The 18,821-nt window shown below is 68.0% G+C and carries 19 protein-coding genes; 8 read left to right on the forward strand and 11 right to left on the reverse strand.

Annotated features, from left to right (window positions below):
• The 8 genes from LH20_RS20165 (at position 1) to LH20_RS20200 (ending at position 9,172) form a co-directional block, all read left to right on the forward strand.
• Positions 1-3,237 carry an efflux RND transporter permease subunit gene (locus tag LH20_RS20165; protein WP_053555765.1) on the forward strand — a complete coding sequence of 1,079 codons (3,237 nt, stop codon included), beginning with the start codon at positions 1-3 and terminating at the stop codon, positions 3,235-3,237.
• Positions 3,238-3,334: 97 nt separating this feature from the next.
• Positions 3,335-3,835, forward strand: a complete 501-nt coding sequence (locus tag LH20_RS20170; RefSeq protein WP_053555766.1) for an SRPBCC family protein — start codon at positions 3,335-3,337, stop codon at positions 3,833-3,835.
• Positions 3,828-4,436 carry a cation transporter gene (locus LH20_RS20175; protein WP_053555767.1) on the forward strand — a complete coding sequence of 203 codons (609 nt, stop codon included), beginning with the start codon at positions 3,828-3,830 and terminating at the stop codon, positions 4,434-4,436. Before LH20_RS20170 ends, LH20_RS20175 begins: the two co-directional genes overlap by 8 nt.
• A 109-nt stretch (positions 4,437-4,545) precedes the next feature.
• Positions 4,546-4,788: a TFIIB-type zinc ribbon-containing protein gene (locus LH20_RS20180; RefSeq protein ID WP_053555768.1), complete on the forward strand. Its 243-nt coding sequence runs from the start codon at positions 4,546-4,548 to the stop codon at positions 4,786-4,788.
• Positions 4,789-4,933: 145 nt separating this feature from the next.
• Positions 4,934-5,302, forward strand: a complete 369-nt coding sequence (locus LH20_RS20185; RefSeq protein ID WP_235527046.1) for a hypothetical protein — start codon at positions 4,934-4,936, stop codon at positions 5,300-5,302.
• A gap of 54 nt (positions 5,303-5,356) precedes the next feature.
• Positions 5,357-7,888, forward strand: coding sequence for a heavy metal translocating P-type ATPase (locus LH20_RS20190; protein WP_053555769.1), 2,532 nt, complete (start codon positions 5,357-5,359; stop codon positions 7,886-7,888).
• A 20-nt stretch (positions 7,889-7,908) separates the two neighbouring features.
• The gene (locus LH20_RS20195) at positions 7,909-8,832 is read left to right on the forward strand and encodes a LysR family transcriptional regulator (protein ID WP_083455517.1); all 924 of its coding nucleotides are present in this window, start codon (positions 7,909-7,911) and stop codon (positions 8,830-8,832) included.
• A gap of 31 nt (positions 8,833-8,863) precedes the next feature.
• Positions 8,864-9,172, forward strand: a complete 309-nt coding sequence (locus LH20_RS20200; protein ID WP_053556405.1) for a hypothetical protein — start codon at positions 8,864-8,866, stop codon at positions 9,170-9,172.
• Positions 9,173-9,187: 15 nt separating this feature from the next.
• On the opposite strand, the gene LH20_RS20205 is transcribed toward LH20_RS20200, so the two are convergent.
• The 11 genes from LH20_RS20205 to trbB are packed head-to-tail and all read right to left on the reverse strand — an operon-like array spanning position 9,188 to position 18,735.
• A complete protein-coding gene (locus LH20_RS20205; protein ID WP_053555770.1) occupies positions 9,188-9,412 on the reverse strand; it encodes a DUF2274 domain-containing protein in 225 nt (74 codons plus the stop codon).
• A complete protein-coding gene (locus LH20_RS20210; RefSeq protein WP_053556406.1) occupies positions 9,409-10,617 on the reverse strand; it encodes a TrbI/VirB10 family protein in 1,209 nt (402 codons plus the stop codon). The genes LH20_RS20205 and LH20_RS20210 overlap by 4 nt, the downstream gene beginning before the upstream one ends.
• A 14-nt stretch (positions 10,618-10,631) precedes the next feature.
• Complete coding sequence (gene trbG / locus LH20_RS20215) at positions 10,632-11,648, reverse strand: P-type conjugative transfer protein TrbG (RefSeq protein WP_053555771.1); 1,017 nt, start codon at positions 11,646-11,648, stop codon at positions 10,632-10,634.
• Positions 11,645-12,328, reverse strand: a complete 684-nt coding sequence (gene trbF, locus LH20_RS20220; RefSeq protein WP_053555772.1) for a conjugal transfer protein TrbF — start codon at positions 12,326-12,328, stop codon at positions 11,645-11,647. The genes trbG and trbF overlap by 4 nt, the downstream gene beginning before the upstream one ends.
• Positions 12,329-12,334: 6 nt before the next feature.
• Positions 12,335-13,642, reverse strand: a complete 1,308-nt coding sequence (gene trbL, locus LH20_RS20225) for a P-type conjugative transfer protein TrbL (RefSeq protein ID WP_053555773.1) — start codon at positions 13,640-13,642, stop codon at positions 12,335-12,337.
• A gap of 1 nt (position 13,643) precedes the next feature.
• A complete protein-coding gene (gene trbK-alt, locus LH20_RS20230; protein ID WP_053555774.1) occupies positions 13,644-13,946 on the reverse strand; it encodes a putative entry exclusion protein TrbK-alt in 303 nt (100 codons plus the stop codon).
• Positions 13,947-13,951: 5 nt separating this feature from the next.
• Positions 13,952-14,710 (reverse strand): P-type conjugative transfer protein TrbJ, encoded by a 759-nt coding sequence (gene trbJ, locus LH20_RS20235; protein WP_053555775.1) that lies wholly within the window; start codon positions 14,708-14,710, stop codon positions 13,952-13,954.
• On the reverse strand, positions 14,707-17,142 hold the full coding sequence (gene trbE / locus LH20_RS20240) for a conjugal transfer protein TrbE (RefSeq protein ID WP_053555776.1): 2,436 nt from the start codon (positions 17,140-17,142) through the stop codon (positions 14,707-14,709). Before trbE ends, trbJ begins: the two co-directional genes overlap by 4 nt.
• Positions 17,139-17,420, reverse strand: a complete 282-nt coding sequence (locus LH20_RS20245; protein WP_053555777.1) for a VirB3 family type IV secretion system protein — start codon at positions 17,418-17,420, stop codon at positions 17,139-17,141. Before LH20_RS20245 ends, trbE begins: the two co-directional genes overlap by 4 nt.
• Positions 17,417-17,752, reverse strand: coding sequence for a TrbC/VirB2 family protein (locus LH20_RS20250; RefSeq protein WP_053555778.1), 336 nt, complete (start codon positions 17,750-17,752; stop codon positions 17,417-17,419). Before LH20_RS20250 ends, LH20_RS20245 begins: the two co-directional genes overlap by 4 nt.
• A complete protein-coding gene (trbB, locus tag LH20_RS20255; protein WP_053555779.1) occupies positions 17,749-18,735 on the reverse strand; it encodes a P-type conjugative transfer ATPase TrbB in 987 nt (328 codons plus the stop codon). Before trbB ends, LH20_RS20250 begins: the two co-directional genes overlap by 4 nt.
• Positions 18,736-18,821: the final 86 nt, after the last annotated feature.

Raw genomic sequence — 18,821 nt, forward strand, 5'->3', positions numbered from 1 at the left:
ATGATCGACCGCATCGTCACATTCTCCGTCGAGCGCCGCTGGTTCATCCTGCTGCTGACGCTCATCGCCGCGGTGATCGGCGGCTGGGCCATCAGTCGCCTGCCGATCGACGCCGTTCCCGACATCACCAACAATCAGGTGCAGGTGAACATCACCGCGCCGGCGCTCTCGCCCGAGCTGGTCGAGAAGCAGGTCGCCTTCCCGATCGAGAACGCGCTCGCGGGCGTTCCCGGCCTTGAATACACGCGGTCGCTGAGCCGCAACGGCTTTGCGCAGGTCACGGCGGTCTTCTCGGATTCGACCGACATCTACTTCGCCCGCCAGCAGGTTGCCGAGCGGCTGCGGGTCGCCGAGGAAAGCCTGCCCGAGGGTGCGGTCCCGACCATGGGGCCGATCGCGACCGGCCTCGGCGAAGTCTATATGTGGACGGTCCATCTCGAACATCGCCGGGAGGACCGGCACCGGCCCGGCGAGCCGGGCATCCAGCCCGACGGCAGCTACATCACGCCCGAAGGCGAGCGGCTCGTCACCGAAGCCGACAAGGCGACCTATCTGCGCACCGCGCAGGACTGGATCGTCGCTCCGCTGCTCAGGAACACGCCCGGCCTCGCCGGCGTGGACTCGATCGGCGGCTATGTGAAGCAGTTCCAGGTCGTGCCGGACGTGCAGCGCCTCGCCGCCATCGGCATGAACCTGTCCGACCTCGCCCGCGCGCTCGAAGAGAACAATGTCGGCGTGGGCGCCGGCGTCGTGAACCGCGGCGGCGAAGGTCTGGCAGTCCGCTCGGACGCACGCATCCGCAATGTCGGAGAGCTGGCGAGCACCGTGATCGCGACGCGCGAAGGCGTGCCGATCCGGCTCGATCAGGTCGCACAGGTCCGCCTGGGACAGGCGATCCGCTACGGCTCGGCGTCTGAGAATGGGGAGGAGGTGGTTGTCGGCACGGCGATCATGCGGATCGGCGAGAACAGCCGCACCGTCGCCTCGGCGGTCGCGGAGCGCCTCACCGAGATCAACGCGTCGCTGCCGACCGATGTCGTGGTGCAGCCGGTGCTCGACCGCACGGCGCTGGTCAATTCCACCATCAAAACCGTGGCGAAGAACCTCACCGAAGGCGCGCTGCTGGTCATCGTCGTGCTGTTCCTGCTGCTCGGCAACTTCCGCGCGGCGCTGATCGCGGCGCTGGTGATCCCGGTCACGATGCTGATGACCAGCTTCGGCATGCTGCGCGGCGGCGTCTCGGCCAACCTCATGAGCCTCGGCGCGCTCGACTTCGGCCTGATCGTCGACGGCGCGGTCATCATCGTCGAGAATGCGCTGCGGCGCATCGCCGAGCGGCAACATCATCATGGCCGCACGCTTGACCTGGACGAGCGGCTGTCGGTGGTCGCCACGGCCGCCCGCGAGATGATCCGCCCCTCCGTCTTCGGGCAGGCGATCATCATCCTCGTCTATGTGCCGCTGCTGACGCTCACCGGCGTCGAGGGCAAGACGTTCACGCCGATGGCGCTCACCGTCATCATCGCGCTCGTCTGCGCCTTCGTGCTCTCGCTCACCTTCGTGCCGGCGATGCTCGCGATCTGGCTCTCAAAGCCGGTCGAGGAGAAGGAAGGCCGCATCATGTCCTGGCTCAAGCGCCGGTACGAGCCGGGTCTTGATCGGGCGATGAAGCGGCCGACCCTCACCATGGGGGTCGGGGTCGGCGCATTCCTCGCCGCGATCCTCACCTTCTCGTTTCTCGGCCAGGAGTTCCTGCCTCAGCTCGACGAAGGCGACCTCACCGCCCAGGTGCTGCGTATCCCCGGCACCTCGGTCGATCAGAGCCAGGCGATGCAGTCACGCATCGAACGGCAGATCGGGCGGCTGCCGGAGGTGCGGTTCGTCTTCTCCAAGACCGGCACCGCGGAACTCGCGTCCGATCCGATGCCGCCCAACATCTCCGACACCTTCATCATCATGAGGCCGCGCGATGAATGGCCCAACCCGAACCTCTCCAAGGCCGAGTTGGTGGCGAAGGTCGAGCGGGTGCTGGAAGGGCTGCCCGGCGGCGCGTTCGAGATCAGCCAGCCGATCCAGATGCGGTTCAACGAGCTCATCGCGGGCGTGCGGGGCGACATCGCGATCAAGGTGTTCGGCGACGACACCGACGCGATGACCGCGACCGCCAACCGCATCGCGGCGATCCTGCGCCAGACGCGGGGCGCGACCGATGTCCGGGTCGAGCAGACCGAGGGCCTGCCGATGCTCGACATCCGCCCGCGCCGCGACATCATGTCGAGGCTCGGCATCACCGCACAGACCGTGCAGGACACGATATCGGCGGCGATCGGCGGCCGCGACGCCGGGATGATCTTCGAAGGGGACCGGCGGTTCGCCGTGACCATCCGCCTGTCGGATGCGGCGCGCGCCGATCTGCAAACGCTCGGCCAGGTGCCGGTGCCCTTGCCGAACGGTGGGTTCGTCCCGCTGCAAAGCGTCGCCGAGATCGGCGTCACCGACGGTCCCAACCAGATCAGCCGCGAGAACGGCAAGCGCCGCGTGGTCGTCCAGGCGAACGTGCGCGGGCGCGACGTGGCGGGCGTCGTCGCCGACGCCCAGGCCGCGATCGACGCCCAAGTCCGGTTGCCGGCAGGGCAATATCTCGATTGGGGCGGCCAGTTCGAGAACCTCCAGTCGGCCAGTCAAAGGCTGATGCTGGTGGTCCCGGCCTGCTTCGCGCTCATCATCCTGCTGCTGTACGGGGCATTGGGCAGCGTGCGCGACGCGGCGATCGTGTTCACCGGCGTGCCGCTGGCGCTGGTCGGGGGCGTGCTTGCGCTGTTCCTGCGAGGGATGCCGTTCTCGATCTCGGCGGCGGTCGGGTTCATCGCCCTGTCCGGCATCGCGGTGCTGAACGGCCTGGTCATGGTCTCCTCGATCCAGGACCTGATGGCGCGAGGCATGGACCGGGCACGGGCCGCGCGCGAGGGCGCGATGATGCGGCTGCGGCCGGTCGTCATGACCGCGCTGGTGGCGAGCCTCGGGTTCGTGCCGATGGCGATCGCCACCGGATCGGGCGCGGAGGTGCAGAAGCCGCTCGCGACCGTGGTGATCGGGGGCCTCGTCTCGGCGACGCTGCTGACACTGTTCGTGCTGCCGACGCTCTATGCCCGCTATGGGCGCAAGGAGACGGACGTACCGCCACGGGAGGAGCGGCATGACACGCCGCCTTCCGATCCCGTCGAGGCTCCGCTGTGAGGCTCGACGATCATCGCACCAGCACGCCTAGCGTGCGGGCTGAGTGGCAGACGGCTTTGCCGTCCGCCCCTTGGGCCACCGAAGCGGCGCGCCGGCCATGAAGGAGACCACCTCCTTCGCCCTGACCATCACGCCGATCCGGGCGTGGACCCATATCGCCGATCTCGCTGCGTTCGCACTGTGGCATCCAAGCTATCGCTTTCGCGGCGTTGCTGCCCCTGACGCCGAGGTCGGTCTGACCTTCGGCATGCTCAAGGGAGAACTGCCGCTAAGAACCGAAGCCACGATCGTCGCCTACGAACGGGCACAACGGTTCGCCTGGCGGATCGGCCTCGGCGGGTTGTTCACGCTGAGCGAGGAATATGCGCTCGAAGAGGCCGGCCCGCAGACGCAGGTTCGCCATACGGTCAGGATGGAAGGCGCGCTGAGCCCGCTTGGTTATCTCGTGCGGCGAGGCCTGCGCAGATCGATGCGCGCGCAGGATGCGGCGCTGCTCCGCTACCTCACCAGGGAAGCGCGCGGCAGCAGCCTCACCATCAACCGCCAGCGCCGGCGTGCCCGCAAGGCCCAGCTCACCCGAAAGGCCGCCAATGACTGACCCTGCATCCGCGGGCGCGCCCGCCGAGCGCCGCACGCTCTGGATCGTGCTGATGCTCAACGTCGGGATCGCCTTGGCCTTCCTGATCGCTGGGATCAGTGGCGATTCCAGCGCGCTGCTCGCCAACGGTCTCGACAATCTCTCGGACGCGGCGGTCTACGCACTGAGCCTGATCGCGCTCAGCCGAGGCGCGAAATGGAAGACCCGCGCGGCCGCCGTGTCGGGGGTCATGCTCCTGATCTTCGCCGGCGGCATCATGCTCGATGTCGGACGACGTTACCTGCAAGGCAGCGAGCCGATCGGCATCACCATGATGGCGATGTCTGCGGTCGCGGCTGTGGTCAACTTCATCTGCCTCAAGCTCTTGCAACGGCTGCGCGAGCCCGACGTCAACCTGCGCGCCGCGACGACCTTCAGCTTCAACGATTTCATCTCGAACGGCGGAATCCTGATCGCCGGCCTGCTGGTCTGGTGGCTCGGCTCCAACTGGCCCGATCTGCTGGTCGGGCTGCTTGCCGCGGCCATCGCCGTCAAGGGTGGCGTCGAGATCCTGCGCGATGCGCGAGAGGAAGCGCGCCGGGACAGGGAGGCAAAGGAATGAGGCCTCCCACCATTCACTCCCCCCAAGCCGAAGAAGAAAGGATGCCATCATGGTAGAAGGCCGCACTTCAACGAGTCTGTTGTGTCCAGCCTGTCGCGTCGATCTCGTCATGAGCGAGCGCCAGGGCATCGAGATCGACTACTGCCCGCAATGCCGCGGCGTCTGGCTCGATCGCGGCGAACTCGACAAGATCATCGAGCGGAGCGCCGGCGACGAAGCGGCCCGCCGGTCGAGCGGCGGCCGGCTCGGCATGTTCGACGAGCATCGCGGGCGCGGCGATCATGACAGGAAGCACGGCTACGAGCGCGGCCATCATCGCCGCAAGAGCTTCCTGAGCGAACTGTTCGACTGAGATGCTGTGGATTGGCCGCCGCACCACGGGCCCTTCGGGTGAAGGTGTGAGAACGGCCCGCGCCATGGGCGCCGCCCCCTTGAGCGCCCATGGCGAACGATTCCGGCGAGGATGGAGAGCAAGGACGCCGACGCGCGGTCGTCCTGTGCTCCTCGCGCTAGCTGGGCTCGCGCTTGCGCCCGGCCTGTCCGGCTGCTCGCCCGCTTCCAACGACAAGGATGCGGGCGAGCGGCATGACCGTCGCTCCGTCTCCAATCTCGTTGGCGAACATATCTATGCCTGCGCCGATGGATCGCGCGTGGACGCCGATTTCCTCGCCGACGGCCTGACCCTCGATCTCACGATTCTGCCGGATGGTCGTTCGGTGCGGCTGGTCGCGCCGGCCACCGGCCTCACCTTCGTGGGCGACAAGCTCAACGTGTCGCTCTCCGGCGGTGATCGGATGACGCTGTTGCGCCCCGATGCGCCGCCCCTGACCTGCACGCGGCTCAGGTCCAATACCGCACCGCCCTGACAGCGAGCCGCACGGTCCTCACCACAGAAGCGCGCCTCGCGAAGGAACCACGTCATGATCGAAAAGCTCCGCCTCGAAATCCCCATACTTCTCCCCGACGTCACCGATGCGGCCGATGCCTGCGTCGGCAGGCTCGTCGCGGCGCTTAAGGACCGGCCCGGTGTCGAGCAGGCGCATGTGGTCGCGGCCGACGCCGCCAGCCCTGCGACGCTGTGCGTCCATTTCGACCCGCAAGTGGTGACGCTCGCACGCATCCGCGAACTCGCCCATGCCTCGGGAGCGGAAATCGCGGACCGCTACGGGCATATCCTTTGGGAGGTCGATGGCATCGGTCACGCACGCCGCGCGCGCACGGTCACCGAAAGCCTTCGCGCCCTGTCCGGTGTGATCGAAGCGGACGCCTCGGCCGCCGGCATGGTGCGCATCGAATATGATCGCGATCAGCTCTCCCGAGACGACATCAGCGCTGAACTGACGAAGCTCGGCGCAACGCCCAGACCTGTGCCGGCGGCGGCAGATGCTCATGCCCGCCATGTCGATGGCCCTGCGCAACCGAAGCGGGAGCATGGCCCCGACGACGGTCACGATTACGCGCATGGCGGTCTGCTCGGGGCCAATACCGAACTGATCTTTGCGCTCGCCTGCGGCGCGACCCTGGGGATCGGATTCGCAATCGAGAAGCTGGTGGCGGGCGCGCCGGCCTGGCTGCCGTTTACGCTCTACGTGGCCACCTATCTGTTCGGCGGCTTCTACACGCTGCGCGAGGCGATCGACAATCTCCGGCTGAAACGCTTCGAGATCGACACGCTGATGCTGGTGGCGGCCGCCGGCGCGGCGGCGCTCGGCGCCTGGGCCGAGGGCGCGCTGCTGCTGTTCCTGTTCAGCCTCGGCCATGCGCTCGAACATTATGCCATGGGCCGCGCCAAGCGCGCGATCGAGGCGCTGGCCGAACTGGCGCCGCGCACCGCTACCGTGCGCCGCTCCGACGGCGGCACGAGCGATGTTCCGGTCGAGGATTTGAAGGTCGGCGAAATCGTCGTCGTGAAGCCCGACGAGCGTGTGGCCGCGGATGGATTTGTCGTGAAAGGCATCACCGCCATCAACCAGGCGCCGGTGACGGGCGAGAGTATGCCGGTGGACAAGCGTCCCGTGCTGGATGATGCGGCCGCCCGCGCCGATCCCGACCGGATCGACGCGGCAAGCAGGGTGTTCGCCGGCACCATCAATGGCAGCGGTCTCGCCGAGATCGAGGTCACGCGCCTGTCCACCGAAAGCACGCTCGCCAAGGTGGTCAAGCTGGTCAGCGAGGCCGAAACGCAGAAGTCTCCGACGCAGCGGTTCACCGACAGGTTCGAGCGCTTCTTTGTGCCTGCGGTGCTGGCGCTGGCCTTCATCCTGCTGTTCGCCTGGGTCGTGGTCGATGAGCCGTTCCGCGACAGCTTCTATCGCGCAATGGCGGTGCTGGTTGCGGCAAGCCCCTGCGCGCTCGCCATCGCCACGCCCAGCGCCGTTCTCTCCGGAGTCGCGCGAGCGGCTCGGGGCGGCGTGCTGATCAAAGGCGGCGCGCCGCTCGAACTGCTCGGTTCGCTCGACGCGATCGCCTTCGACAAGACCGGCACGCTCACCAAGGGCGAGCCGCGCATCCATCAGGTCGTCACCGCGCCCGGCGTATCCAGGGAGGATATGATGGCGGTGGCCGTGGCGGTTGAATCGCTGAGCGATCACCCGCTTGCGCAAGCCATCGCGCGCGACGGGCGCGATCATATCGGCGAGCGTCAGGTTCCGCAGGCGGAGAGTCTGAAGAGCCTTACGGGCCGCGGCGTCTCGGCCGTCATCGGTGAGGACGAGGTTCTCATCGGCAAGGCCGAGATGTTTGGCGCCGACGGCATCGCTCCGCTCTCGCAGGGGATGCACGACATGCTCCCGCTGCTGCGCGAGACCGGCCAGACAATCATGATCGTCCGTCGCGGCGAGCGGGATCTAGGCGTGATCGGATTGCTCGACACGCCCCGTGAGGAAGCACGCGAGGCGCTCGAACGGCTGCGCGCGATCGGCATCCGGCGGATGATCATGATCTCCGGGGATCACCAGCTTGCTGCCGAAGCCATCGCTCGGGACGTGGGACTTGACGAGGCTTGGGGCGATCTCCTGCCCGAAAACAAGGTGGACGCGATCAAGAAGCTCCGCGCCGAAGCTAAGGTCGCGATGGTAGGCGACGGTGTGAACGACGCGCCCGCCATGGCGACGGCGACCGTGGGCATTGCGATGGGTGCGGCGGGATCGGACGTGGCGCTCGAAACCGCCGACGTTGCCCTTATGGCCGATAATCTCGACCATCTCCCTTTCGCGGTCGGCCTGAGCCGCCGGACGCGATCCGTGATCCGGCAGAATGTATTCGTCAGCCTTGGCGTGGTCGCGCTTCTCGTGCCGGCGACGATCCTCGGGCTCGGCATCGGACCTGCTGTTGCAGTCCACGAAGGCTCGACACTGCTGGTCGTGTTCAACGCGCTGCGACTGTTGGCCTATGCCGACCCCCAACAGAGGCGTGCTCGGTCGCCCGCGTCCCCGAGCAGCGCTGCGCGCTAGCGGATGTGAGACGCGAGCCGATGGCCTTCGACATCCGTCAACTGCGTTACGCCATTGCGGCGGCAGACCACGGCAGCTTCTACCGCGCTGCTCGTGCCCTCGACATTGAGCAGTCCACTCTCAGTCGCAATATTCTGAAGCTGGAGCGTGCCGTCGGCATGCCGATATTCGAGCGCTCCCGCGCTGGTGTTACCCCGACGCTGGCGGGCAGTGCCTTCCTGCGCGGATCGAGATCGATCGTCACCAATGCGGACAAGCTCGTCGCGATGATGCGCGCTGCCGGTCAGGGCCGTGCTGGAGGCCTTCGATTGGGGCATAACAGTTCGGTTTCGGCAGGCCATCTGCGCGCGACCATGATGAGTTGGAGCCAGGCGCATCCCGCTGTGGAAGTCGAGTGCGTCGAGGCTGACCGCAGCGTTTTGCTCGCAGGACTGGATACCGGCGAGATCGATATAGCCATCCTGATGGGCGCACTGGCCCACGAGGGTTTTCGATCCGAGCCGTTTTGGAGCGAACGAGTCCTGGTCGCGCTCCCGACGGCAAATCCACTGGCGGAATGCGAAATCGTGCATTGGACGGACCTGCGCAACGAACGCTTCCTGTTGCCCGCAGCCGATCCGGGCTCTGAAATTCGCGATCTACTGCTCGGAAGGTTGCCCGCGTCAGCGTCGAAGCCGGACATTCGAATGCACCAATCGAGCCGGGAAACGATCCTGAGCGTTTTGGGCGGTGGCCGCGGCGTCACCATTGTGTGCGAGGGCGCCACCGGCGCGGTTTATCCCGATGTTGTGTATCGTCCGATCCATGGGGAACAAGGCCCGGCGTTGATCGGATATTCGGGCTACTGGCGGGATGACAACTGCAATCCTGCGCTTCGGCGTTTCCTTGAATTCATCAAGACACGGTATGCTCTGTCTTTTGATTTTACCAAGGAATCTCAGTAAAATGGCTAGGCAGGTTTATGGAGTGACCACCATGTTTTCGGTTAGGACAATCGTCATCGTTCTGGTTACATTGCTCATCGGATTTGCGGGAGGTTTTATCTTGCGGCCCGTGATCGCGCCGATGCAACAGGCGGACGTCGACACGTTCACGTCGCCGGTAGCTCCAGCGTCCAGCCAGGCGCGCGGTACTCAGTATTTCATGTCGCATATAGACGAGGCGCGCCAAGTCGTGGCCGGCTGCCGCGACGGCACTGTGCGAGGCGGAGAATGCGCCAATGCCGAGGAGGCGATCATCAAGGTGGATGCGGAGGAGCGTCGGAGGCGCTTTCTCGGCAACTGAGCGCGCACAAGGTGGTCAGTTTTTCGCGTTGTGCCGTCCGCGTGCAAAACCCCGGTCGCTCGCCATGAACCGCGCGAGCATCGGCGCAATGAGCTTCTCGGGCGGCACGGCCTGAGCGCCGGTCTCTGCCGCGAGTGCGGCGGCGTAGGCAGTAAGATCGCGGTGAACGACGGCGGGTAGCTCGACAGTCACTTTGACAGGTCGGTCATCAGCGATCGCTCCGAGCTTCAACTTGGTCATCGCGTTTCACCTATTGGTTCGAGGACGAGGTCGCGGGTGACGATCACGCGCAGCGGATGGCCAGGCCGGATGGTGAGCGTCGGCTGCACGTTAAGCTGCCGACGCACGACCTGCTGGCCCGTCTGATTGATGGTCCCCTGCGTGCCCCAGCGCAGCGCTCGGCTCAGAGAGTCGTCGCCGCTGGTTGTGAGTTCGGACCCCACACCGAGAAGCGTCGAGATAGCAGCGGCCTTCAGCAGGTTGCCCCAATGCTGATTGACCTGATCCTGGAGGCCCGCGAACCCCGCGCCATCGGCGCCGGGCTGGCGCTCGAGAACGATCGAGCGGCCGTCCGGCATGATGAGCCGGTCCCAGGCTAACAGCACCCGCGTCTGCCCGGCTGCGATCTCGCTGTCATATTCGCCGATCAGCCGCGCGCCCTGCGGGATGAGCAGGATGCGGCCGGTCGGGCTGTCATAAACGTTCTGCGTGACCTGCGCGGTGATCTGGCCGGGAAGATCGGAGCGGATGCCGGTAATGAGGGCTGCGGGCACAATGCTTCCGGCCTGCACGATATTGGGCGATGCTGGCGCGCTTAGCCGCTCGACGCTCACCGTGCGCTGGTTCGACGCCTGCGCCATGAACGCCCGCTTCCCGGCCTGATCGCCCTCGGCGGCGGCCGCCTGCTGCTGCGCCGGCTGCGGCGCAGCCTGCCCCGGCAGGGCCACCGACGGGAGACCCGCCGTCCCGCTGTTGCCCGCATTGCCGCCGAGGAACACGCTGCTCATGCGAGCGGAGTCGCGCTCCTGCTGCGCGCGCTGCCGGGCAGCTTCCTCTGCTTGCGCGCGCGGGTCAGGCTGACCCGGCTGCGCGCCGACCGGCAGCACCGGCACATTCTCGCCGCGCTGCTGGGCGGACACGATCGGCCGGCCGAGATCGCCCGGAAGCGGCGGGCCGAGACGCGGCGCCTGCGCATAGTCCCGCGGACCCGACGTGATGGTCTCGGCCGTGGCGCGGCTCTCGGTATTGTAGAGTTCTTCCGCCTGCCGCTCGCTGGCCGGTTTGAGGGCGTAGATCAGCGAGCCGCCGATGCCGAGCCCGGCGACGACGCCCATGACGGTCAGCGCCTTGCGCGACAGCCGCATCACGCGCGGCGGGTCGCCCCTGAGCTGGAATGGCCTCGGATCGGCAGGAGCCGGCGACGGAGCCGGATCAGCGGCAGGCATGTCGGTGCGATCGTTCACGGCCGCCGCTCCCGTCCATCATTGCGCGCGATGCGGACGCGCTGCTCACTGCGCCGATCGCCCAGCCGCAGCTCTGCGGCGGCGAACAGGCGATCGACCACCATGTAGCGGCCCTGCACGCGGTAATTGACCAGCTCGGCGTCGCCGGCCGCACCGGCTACAAACAGCGGCGGCATCTCGCCCTGCGAGATCCCGGCCGGAAACTCGATGAAGACCTGTCGGCCATCGTCGAACGCGCGGACCGGACGCCACGGCGCTCGCTCGCCGTCGATCCGATAGCGGAAATTGAGCGCGGACACGTCCACGCCGCTCGCCACCGGCGCAGCGGTGGCTGCCGCCGCATTGGCGCTCCGCAGCGCGATGAGCTGATCCTGCGGGTAGGTCCAGGACACCGACGCCATGTAGGTCGAAGGCGTCGCGCGCAGTTCGAGGTGATAGGTGCGGCGGTCGGTGTTGATGACGAGGTTGGTTGCGATGTCGGGCCGCGTGGGCTTCGCGAGGATATGAACGCGCGCGGTCGGGCCGCTGCCGCTGATCGTGTCGCCGATAATCCAGCGCACAGTATCCCCGGCCGCGACCGGCCCCGGCCCGACGAGCTGCTCGCCTTCCTGCAAGGCAATGTCCGTCACCTGCCCGGGCGCGGTATAGACCTGATAGAGCGCACCATCGGTCCACGGATATTGCTGGATGGCGTTGAGGAACCCGTCGCGCACCGGCTGCACACGGGCGGCGGCGTTGGCGGCGCCGACGCGGCGGCGCGGATCGGCAGGCTCGGGCGGCGATGCGGATTCGCCGACCGGCTTCAACTGGCCGGGCAGCGGCAGCGGCTCGGGGATCGTTACCACCTCGACCGCGCGTGGCGCTTCGGGCGCGGGCGTCGCTGCGATCTCGCGTGGCGGATCGTCGTAGGCGATTGCGGGCGGCCGGGCGGACGTGGTGGCGCAGCCGGCGAGCGCGGCTGCGGAGGCGATCAGCGCCGCCGATGCGACGCGGGGAAACGGTGGGCGCGTCATTGCGACAGCTCCTTTGACCAGTTGAGGGCATTGACGAAGATGCCGAGCGGGTTCTTGCGCAGGGCGTCGGGCGTTCGCGGCGGCTGCACGACGACGGTGAGGATCGCCGACCAGCGTTCGGTGGCGGCAAGGCTGCCGTCCTGATAGCGGCGCTCGGTCCAGGCGACGCGGAAGCTGTCGGGCGACGCGCGGATCACGCTGGACACGTCCACCGCGACCTGCACGCGGCCGACATTGGCGAACGGGTCGTTGGCGCGGGCGTAATCGTTGAGCGCCAGCGCGCCGCGGTCGGTCGTGAAATCGTAGGCGCGGAGCCAGTTCTGGCGGACGATGACCGGATCGGCCGGGATGCTGCGCACCTGCTCGATGAACCGCGCTAGGTGGAACGCCACCTGCGGATCGGTCGGACGGTAGCCGGCCTCGGCCGGCGCGACCGCCTGCGCTTCGCCGAGCCGATCGACCTGCACGACCCACGGCACGATATGGCCGCGCGCGGACTGCCAGATCAGCCCGCCGGCCAGGCCGCCCGAAAGAGCGAGCGAGCCAAAGAAGGCGAGCCGCCAGTTCTTCGCCTGCACGCGGGCAGAGCCGATGCGGTCGTCCCAGGCTTGGGCGGCGCGCTGGTAGGGCGTCGTGGGTTCGGGCGTCTGCCCGTAGCGGATGGTGGGGCGTCGGAACATTGGCGGCTAATCCTTCTGGCTGAGATCGACGGATGCGCCGCTGCCGCCACCGTCACCGGAGCGCAGCGTGTGGGCGGCGACGGTCGCGCCGTGAGTCATGGTCTGGCGGCGCTTCATCGCGGCCGCCCAGGCGGGCGGACCGTCCGGCGACGGCGTTGGTGTTGACGGGTCGCCGGAGATCGTCCCGCCGGTGGCGGTCACGGCGGCGCGGCCGCCCGAGCGATAGCTGTCCTTGAGCGAGGCGGCCGCCCGGCGGAGCGGCGACATGGCTGCGCCTACGGCAGCCTTGCCGACGCCGCCGGCCCCACCCGCGACGGCGGCCGCGCCGGTCTTCCCGGCCGAGCCGAGCGCATAGGCGCTGCTGGCGGCCCCGGATGTGAAGGCCGCGCCGCGCGCCGCGCCGCCGATCGCACCAGCGACCGCACCGGCGCCAAGACGGGCGGCGGCCGCACCGCCGGCCAGCGCGCCGCCCGCGGCGAGCGCCGTGCCGGCCGCGGCACCCGCGCCGAGCGCAGGGCCGCCCGAGACGATGCCGTTGGCGATCGACGGGCCGAAGATGCCAAGCCCGAGCAGGCAGAGCGAGGCGAGCGCGACAGCCATCGCGTCTTCGATCGTCGGCTGCGCGCCACCGAAGCCGGCGCGGAACTCGTCGAACAGGGTCGAGCCGATGCCGACGATCACGGCGAGCACCAGCACCTTGACGCCGGACGAGATCACCAGCCCCAGCACGCGCTCGGCCATGAAGGCGGTCTTGCCGAACAGGCCGAACGGGATGAGCACGAACCCGGCGAGCGTCGCCAGCTTGAACTCGATCAGCGTGATGAAAAGCTGGATCGCCAGTATGAAGAAGGCGAGGATGACCAGCGCCCAGGCGAACAGCAGCACAGCGATCTGGATGAAGTTCTCGAAGAACGACACCCAGCCCATCAGATCGGAAATGGATTCGAGGATCGGCTGGCCAGCTTCCAACCCGACCTGCGCTACGCGGCCCGGCTGGAGCAGCTCGGCGGCGGTGAAGCCGGTGCCCGAGGCTTTCAGGCCGAGGCCGGAGAAGCTCTCGAAGACGATGCGGGCGAGGCTGTTCCAGTTGCCGATGATGTAGGCGAAGACGCCGACGAACAGTGTCTTTTTGATGAGGCGGGCAAGAATGTCGTCATCGGCGCCCCAGCTCCAGAACAGCGCCGCAAGCGTCACGTCGATGACGATCAGAGTGGTGGCGATGAACGCCACCTCCCCGCCGAGCAGGCCGAACCCGCTGTCGATGTAGCGGGTGAAGACATCCAAGAAACGATCGACGACGCCGGTGCCGCCCATGTCAATTCTCCTGCGGGGTGGCCGCATCGGCGATGCGGGCGGCGGGACGCGCGCCGGGCGCGAGGAAGCGGCGGCGGTTCTCGGCCCAGGCGCGGAGGCAATCGGGATCGCTCGCGCCGGCCGGTCCAAGCGATTGACACCGGCGCAGCTCGATCAGCAGCGGGTCCGTCGCCGGGGTTTCGGCGACGGTCGCCGGCGCCTCGCGCGCGGGTTCGGGCGGCCGGCTCATCTCGATCGCGGTCATAGTGATCGCGATGGCGACGAACACGATCGCGCCGATCCGGGCCAGGAGCTTGCTGTCCACGGGCGTCAATCGTGGAACATGCGCGCGTTGCCCGGCTGGTAGCCGGTGCGCGGGCTGAGGAACCGGCGGAGCTGCTCGCGGGCCTGCGCCTGCGCGGCCGCCCGCTGCGCCATGTCGAGCGACTGCGCCCGGCCCTGCGCCGCGACGAGCGCGGTCAAATCGGCTAGCTGCTGCGATTGCAGGGCGATGAGCTGGTTGCCGGCCTGGGCGGCTTGCAGCGCGCCATCGGCTGACTGGCTGGCGTTGACGAGCCGGTCGAGCGTGGTGCGCGAGCCGTCGATGTTGCCGACCACGCCGGCCTGCACTTTCAGCGCGTCCTCGAACGCGCCGACGCTCGCCTCCCAGCGGCTGCGGGCATCGGCGACGAGCGACTGATCCGAGCCGGACAGGTTGGTGCCCCGATAGCGTTGCGAGAACGCCTGGTCGATGGAGCGCACGTCGTAGGCGATGCGCTGCGCCTCGGAGAGAAGCTGCTGCGTGCGCTGGAACTGGCTCTGAAGCTGCTGAAGCTGACTGAACGGCAGCGAAGTCAGGTTACGCGCTTCGTTGAGAAGACTCGTCGCCTGGTTCTGGATTTGCTGAATCTGATTGTTGATCTGCTGGAGCGACCGGGCGGCCGTCAGCACGTTCTGCGCATAGTTGGTGGGATCATAGACGATCCCGCCGAACTGCGCGTAGGCCGGGGTCGCGGCAGTGATGCCGATGACGCCCGACGTGGCGAGGACGCCGGCCACGATGGCTCGGCGCAGGATTCTGGTCTTCATAGCGGTAACTCCTGCTGGCTGGGGGGAAGAAGCTCGATCGCCCAGGCGCAGCCGCGATGGCGCAGCCACTCAGCCGCGAAGGCGGAGGCGTCGTGGGTTTCGGTGATCTCGGCGATGCGGAGCTGGTCGGTCTTCGACGACGCGGCGGCGAACGCCAGCGCGACTTCGCCCAGCCCCAGCTCGAACAGGCGGTTTCCCCGCCGCGACTGGCAGTAATAGTCGCGCTTGGGAGTCGCCCGGCTGAGGATTTCGATCTGACGGTCGTTGAGGCCGAACCGTTCGTAGATCGCAGCGATCTGCGGTTCGGCGGCGCGCTCGTTCGGCAGGAAGATGCGCGTCGGGCAGCTTTCGATGATGGCCGGCGCGATGCTCGACGTCTCGATGTCGGCGAGGCTCTGCGTGGCGAACACCACGCTCGCGTTCTTCTTCCGCAAGGTCTTGAGCCACTCGCGGAGCTGCGCCGCGAAGGCCGGGCTGTCGAGCACCAGCCAGCCCTCGTCTATGATGATGAGCGTGGGCGAGCCGTCCAGCCGGCCCTCGATCCGGTGGAACAGGTAGGAGAGCACCGCGGCGGCCGAGCCGGCGCCGACCAGGCCCTCCGTCTCGAACGCCTGCACCGAGGCTTCACCAAGGCGCTCCGCCTCGGCGTCGAGCAGCCGGCCCCACGGACCGCCGATGCAGTAGGAAGCCAGCGCCTGCTTGAGCTGCTGGCTTTGCAAAAGGACGGAAAGGCCGGTGATGGTGCGTTCGCCGATCGGCGCGGATGCCAGCGAGCCGAGCGCGGACCAGATATGCTCCTTGGCCTGCGGATCGACCGCGACGCCTTCGGAGGCGAGGATCGCCGCCAGCCATTCGGCGGCCCAGGCACGTTCGGCCGGATCGTCGATATGCGCGAGCGGCTGGAGCTGCACGCCGTCACCGGCCTCGTCGGCCAACATCCCGCCGAGATCCTGCCAGTCGCCACCCATGCCGATGGCGGCGGCGCGGATGCTGCCGCCGAAGTCGAAGGCAAAGACCTGGGCGTTCTCGTAGCGGCGGAACTGCATCGCCATCAGCGCGAGCAGCACCGATTTGCCGGCGCCGGTCGGGCCGACGATCAGCGTGTGTCCGACATCGCCGACGTGAAGGGAAAACCGGAACGGGGTCGAGCCTTCGGTCTTGCCGTAGAGCAAGGGGGGCGCACCGAAATGCTCGTCCCGTTCCGGCCCCGCCCATACCGCTGACAGGGGGATCAGGTGGGCGAGATTGATGGTGGAAATCGGAGGTTGGCGGACGTTGGCGTAGGTATGGCCGGGCAGGCTCCCCAGCCACGCCTCGATCGCGTTCATCCCCTCGGGGATCACGGTGAAGTCGCGGCCCTGGATGACCTTCTCGACCAGCCGCAGCTTCTCGGCGGCGATGGCGGGATCGCGGTCCCACACCGTCACCGTCGCGGTGACATAGGCCATGCCGGCATAGTCGGCGCCCAGCTCCTGCAGGGCGGTGTCGGCGTCGGCGGCCTTGTTCGAGGCGTCGCTGTCGAGCAGCGTGGATGCCTCATTGGTCATCACCTCTTTCAAGATGGCCGCGACCGACTTGCGCTTGGCGAACCATTGCCGCCTGATCTTGGTCAGCAGCTTGGTCGCGTCGGTCTTGTCGAGCATGATCGCGCGGGTGGACCAGCGATACTCGAAGGCGAGCCGGTTCAGCTCGTCGAGCAGGCCGGGAAACGTCACGCTCGGGAATCCCGTGATCGTCAGCGTGCGGAGATGATGGTCGCCCAGGCGCGGCTCAAGTCCGCCGGTCAGCGGCTCATCGGCCAGCAGCGCGTCGAGGTGCATCGGTGTTTCGGGCACGCGCACGCGCTGGCGCCGGGTCGAGATCGTGCTGTGCAGGTAGGTCAGCGTCTCGGCGTCATCGAGCCAGCGGACCTCGGGCACGAAGCCTTCCACCAGGTTGAGAACGCGGTCGCTGCGATCGGTGAAGCTCTTGAGCAGCTCCCACGGATCGACGCCGGACGTTGACCGGCCTTCGTAGAGCCAGCCCTCGGCGCGCGCGGCTTCCTCGGCCGGCGGCATCCATAAGAGCGTCAGATAATAGCGGCTCTCGAAATGCGCGCCCTCCTCGCGAAACTGTTCGCGCCGCTCCATATCGACCAGCGCCGATACCGCATCGGGGAACTCGGCGTCGGGGTAGTCGAGCGCGGGCGTGCGCTGCGCCTCGACGAATATCGCCCAACCGGAGCCGAGACGGCGCAGCGAATTGTTGAGCCGCGCCGTCGTCGCCACCAGCTCGGCCGGCGTGGCGCTATCGAGATCGGGGCCGCGGAAACGGGCGGTGCGCTGGAACGACCCGTCCTTGTTGAGAACGAGGCCTTCGCCGACCAGAGCGGCCCAGGGAAGGAAGTCGGCGAGGTGCGCCGCCTTGTGGCGGTATTCGCGCAAGCTCATCATGGCTGCATCCATGTCGGGAAACGGAGGTGGCGACGGGCGACATCGACGAACTGCGGGTCGCGCCGCGCCGCCCAGACCGAGATCGCATGGCCGATGGCCCAGATGACCAGGCCGGCGATCCAGAGGCGCAGGCCGAGACCGATCGCGCCCGCCAGCGTGCCGTTGACGATAGCGAGCGACCGCGGTGCGCCGCCGAGCAGGATCGGCTCGGTCAGCGCCCGGTGGACCGGCGCGAAATAGCCGGGGATCGGCTCGACAGGATCGCCCGCGCCGGTCACGCGATCAGCGCTCCGCCGCCGAAGCTGAAGAAGCTGAGGAAGAACGAACTGGCCGCAAACGCGATGCTGAGGCCGAACACGATCTGGATCAGGCGGCGGAAGCCGCCCGACGTATCGCCGAACGCCAGGGTCAGGCCGGTCACGATAATGATGATGACCGCGACGATCTTCGCCACCGGCCCCTCGATCGATTCGAGGATGGATTGCAGCGGCGCTTCCCACGGCATCGACGATCCGCCCGCATGGGCCGGGGCCGAGACGGTGAGCGCGGTCACGCTGGCGGTGGCGGCGAGCATGGCGCGGCGTGCGCCACGCCGAAGGGCATGGATCATGGCAGGTCTCCCGGTTGGGTGGTGGAAAGCGGAGTGAGTCGGTAATCGCCGGTGGCCGGGTCGAGCCCGCTGACGCGGGCCAGCTCGGTCAGCCGGCGCCCGTGGGCGTCCCGGACCAGCACGGCGATCAGGTCGATGGTCTCGGCGATCAGCGCGCGCGGGACCGTGACGACGGCCTCCTGGATGAGCTGCTCCATGCGGCGGAGCGCGCCGAGCGAGGTGCCGGCGTGAATCGTGCCGACGCCGCCGGGATGGCCGGTGCCCCAGGCTTTGATGAGGTCGAGCGCTTCCGCTCCGCGCACCTCGCCGATGGGGATGCGATCCGGCCGCAGGCGCAGCGACGAGCGGACCAGCTCGGACAGCGACACCACGCCGTCCTTGGTCCGCATGGCGACGAGGTTGGGCGCGGCGCATTGCAGCTCGCGCGTGTCTTCGATTAGGACGATGCGATCGGTGGTCTTCGCCACCTCGGCGAGCAGCGCGTTGACCAGCGTAGTCTTGCCCGCGCCCGTGCCGCCTGCGACGAGGATATTGGCGCGGGTTTGGACGCCGTGGCGCAGCGCCTCGGCATCGACCGCCGACATGATCCCAGCGGCCGCATAGTCGTCGAGCGTGAACACAGCGACGGCGGGTTTGCGGATCGCGAAGGCCGGCGCGGCGACGACGGGCGGCAACAGCCCCTCGAACCGCTCGCCGCCTTCGGGCAGCTCGGCGGAGACGCGCGGTGATCGTGCATGGACCTCGACGCCGACATGGTGCGCGACCAGGCGGACGATACGTTCGCCGTCCGCCGCACTCAGCAGCTCGCCGGTGTCGCTGATCCCCTCGCCGAGCCGGTCCAGCCATAGCCGGCCGTCCGGATTGAGCATCACTTCGATGACGGCGGGGTCGTCCAGCCAGGCCGCGATCGAAGGCCCGAGCGCGGTGCGCAGCATCCGCGCGCCGCGCGTCTTGGCCTCGGAACGGATGGGATGGACGGTCAAGGATCGGCCCCTCAAATGAGCCGGGCGAACCGCCGCCCGGCTGTCGGGGCACATCAAGAGAGGCAGAAACGGGCCGTGAGCAACAG

The sequence above is a fragment of the Sphingopyxis sp. 113P3 genome (genome assembly GCF_001278035.1).
Lineage (GTDB): Bacteria > Pseudomonadota > Alphaproteobacteria > Sphingomonadales > Sphingomonadaceae > Sphingopyxis.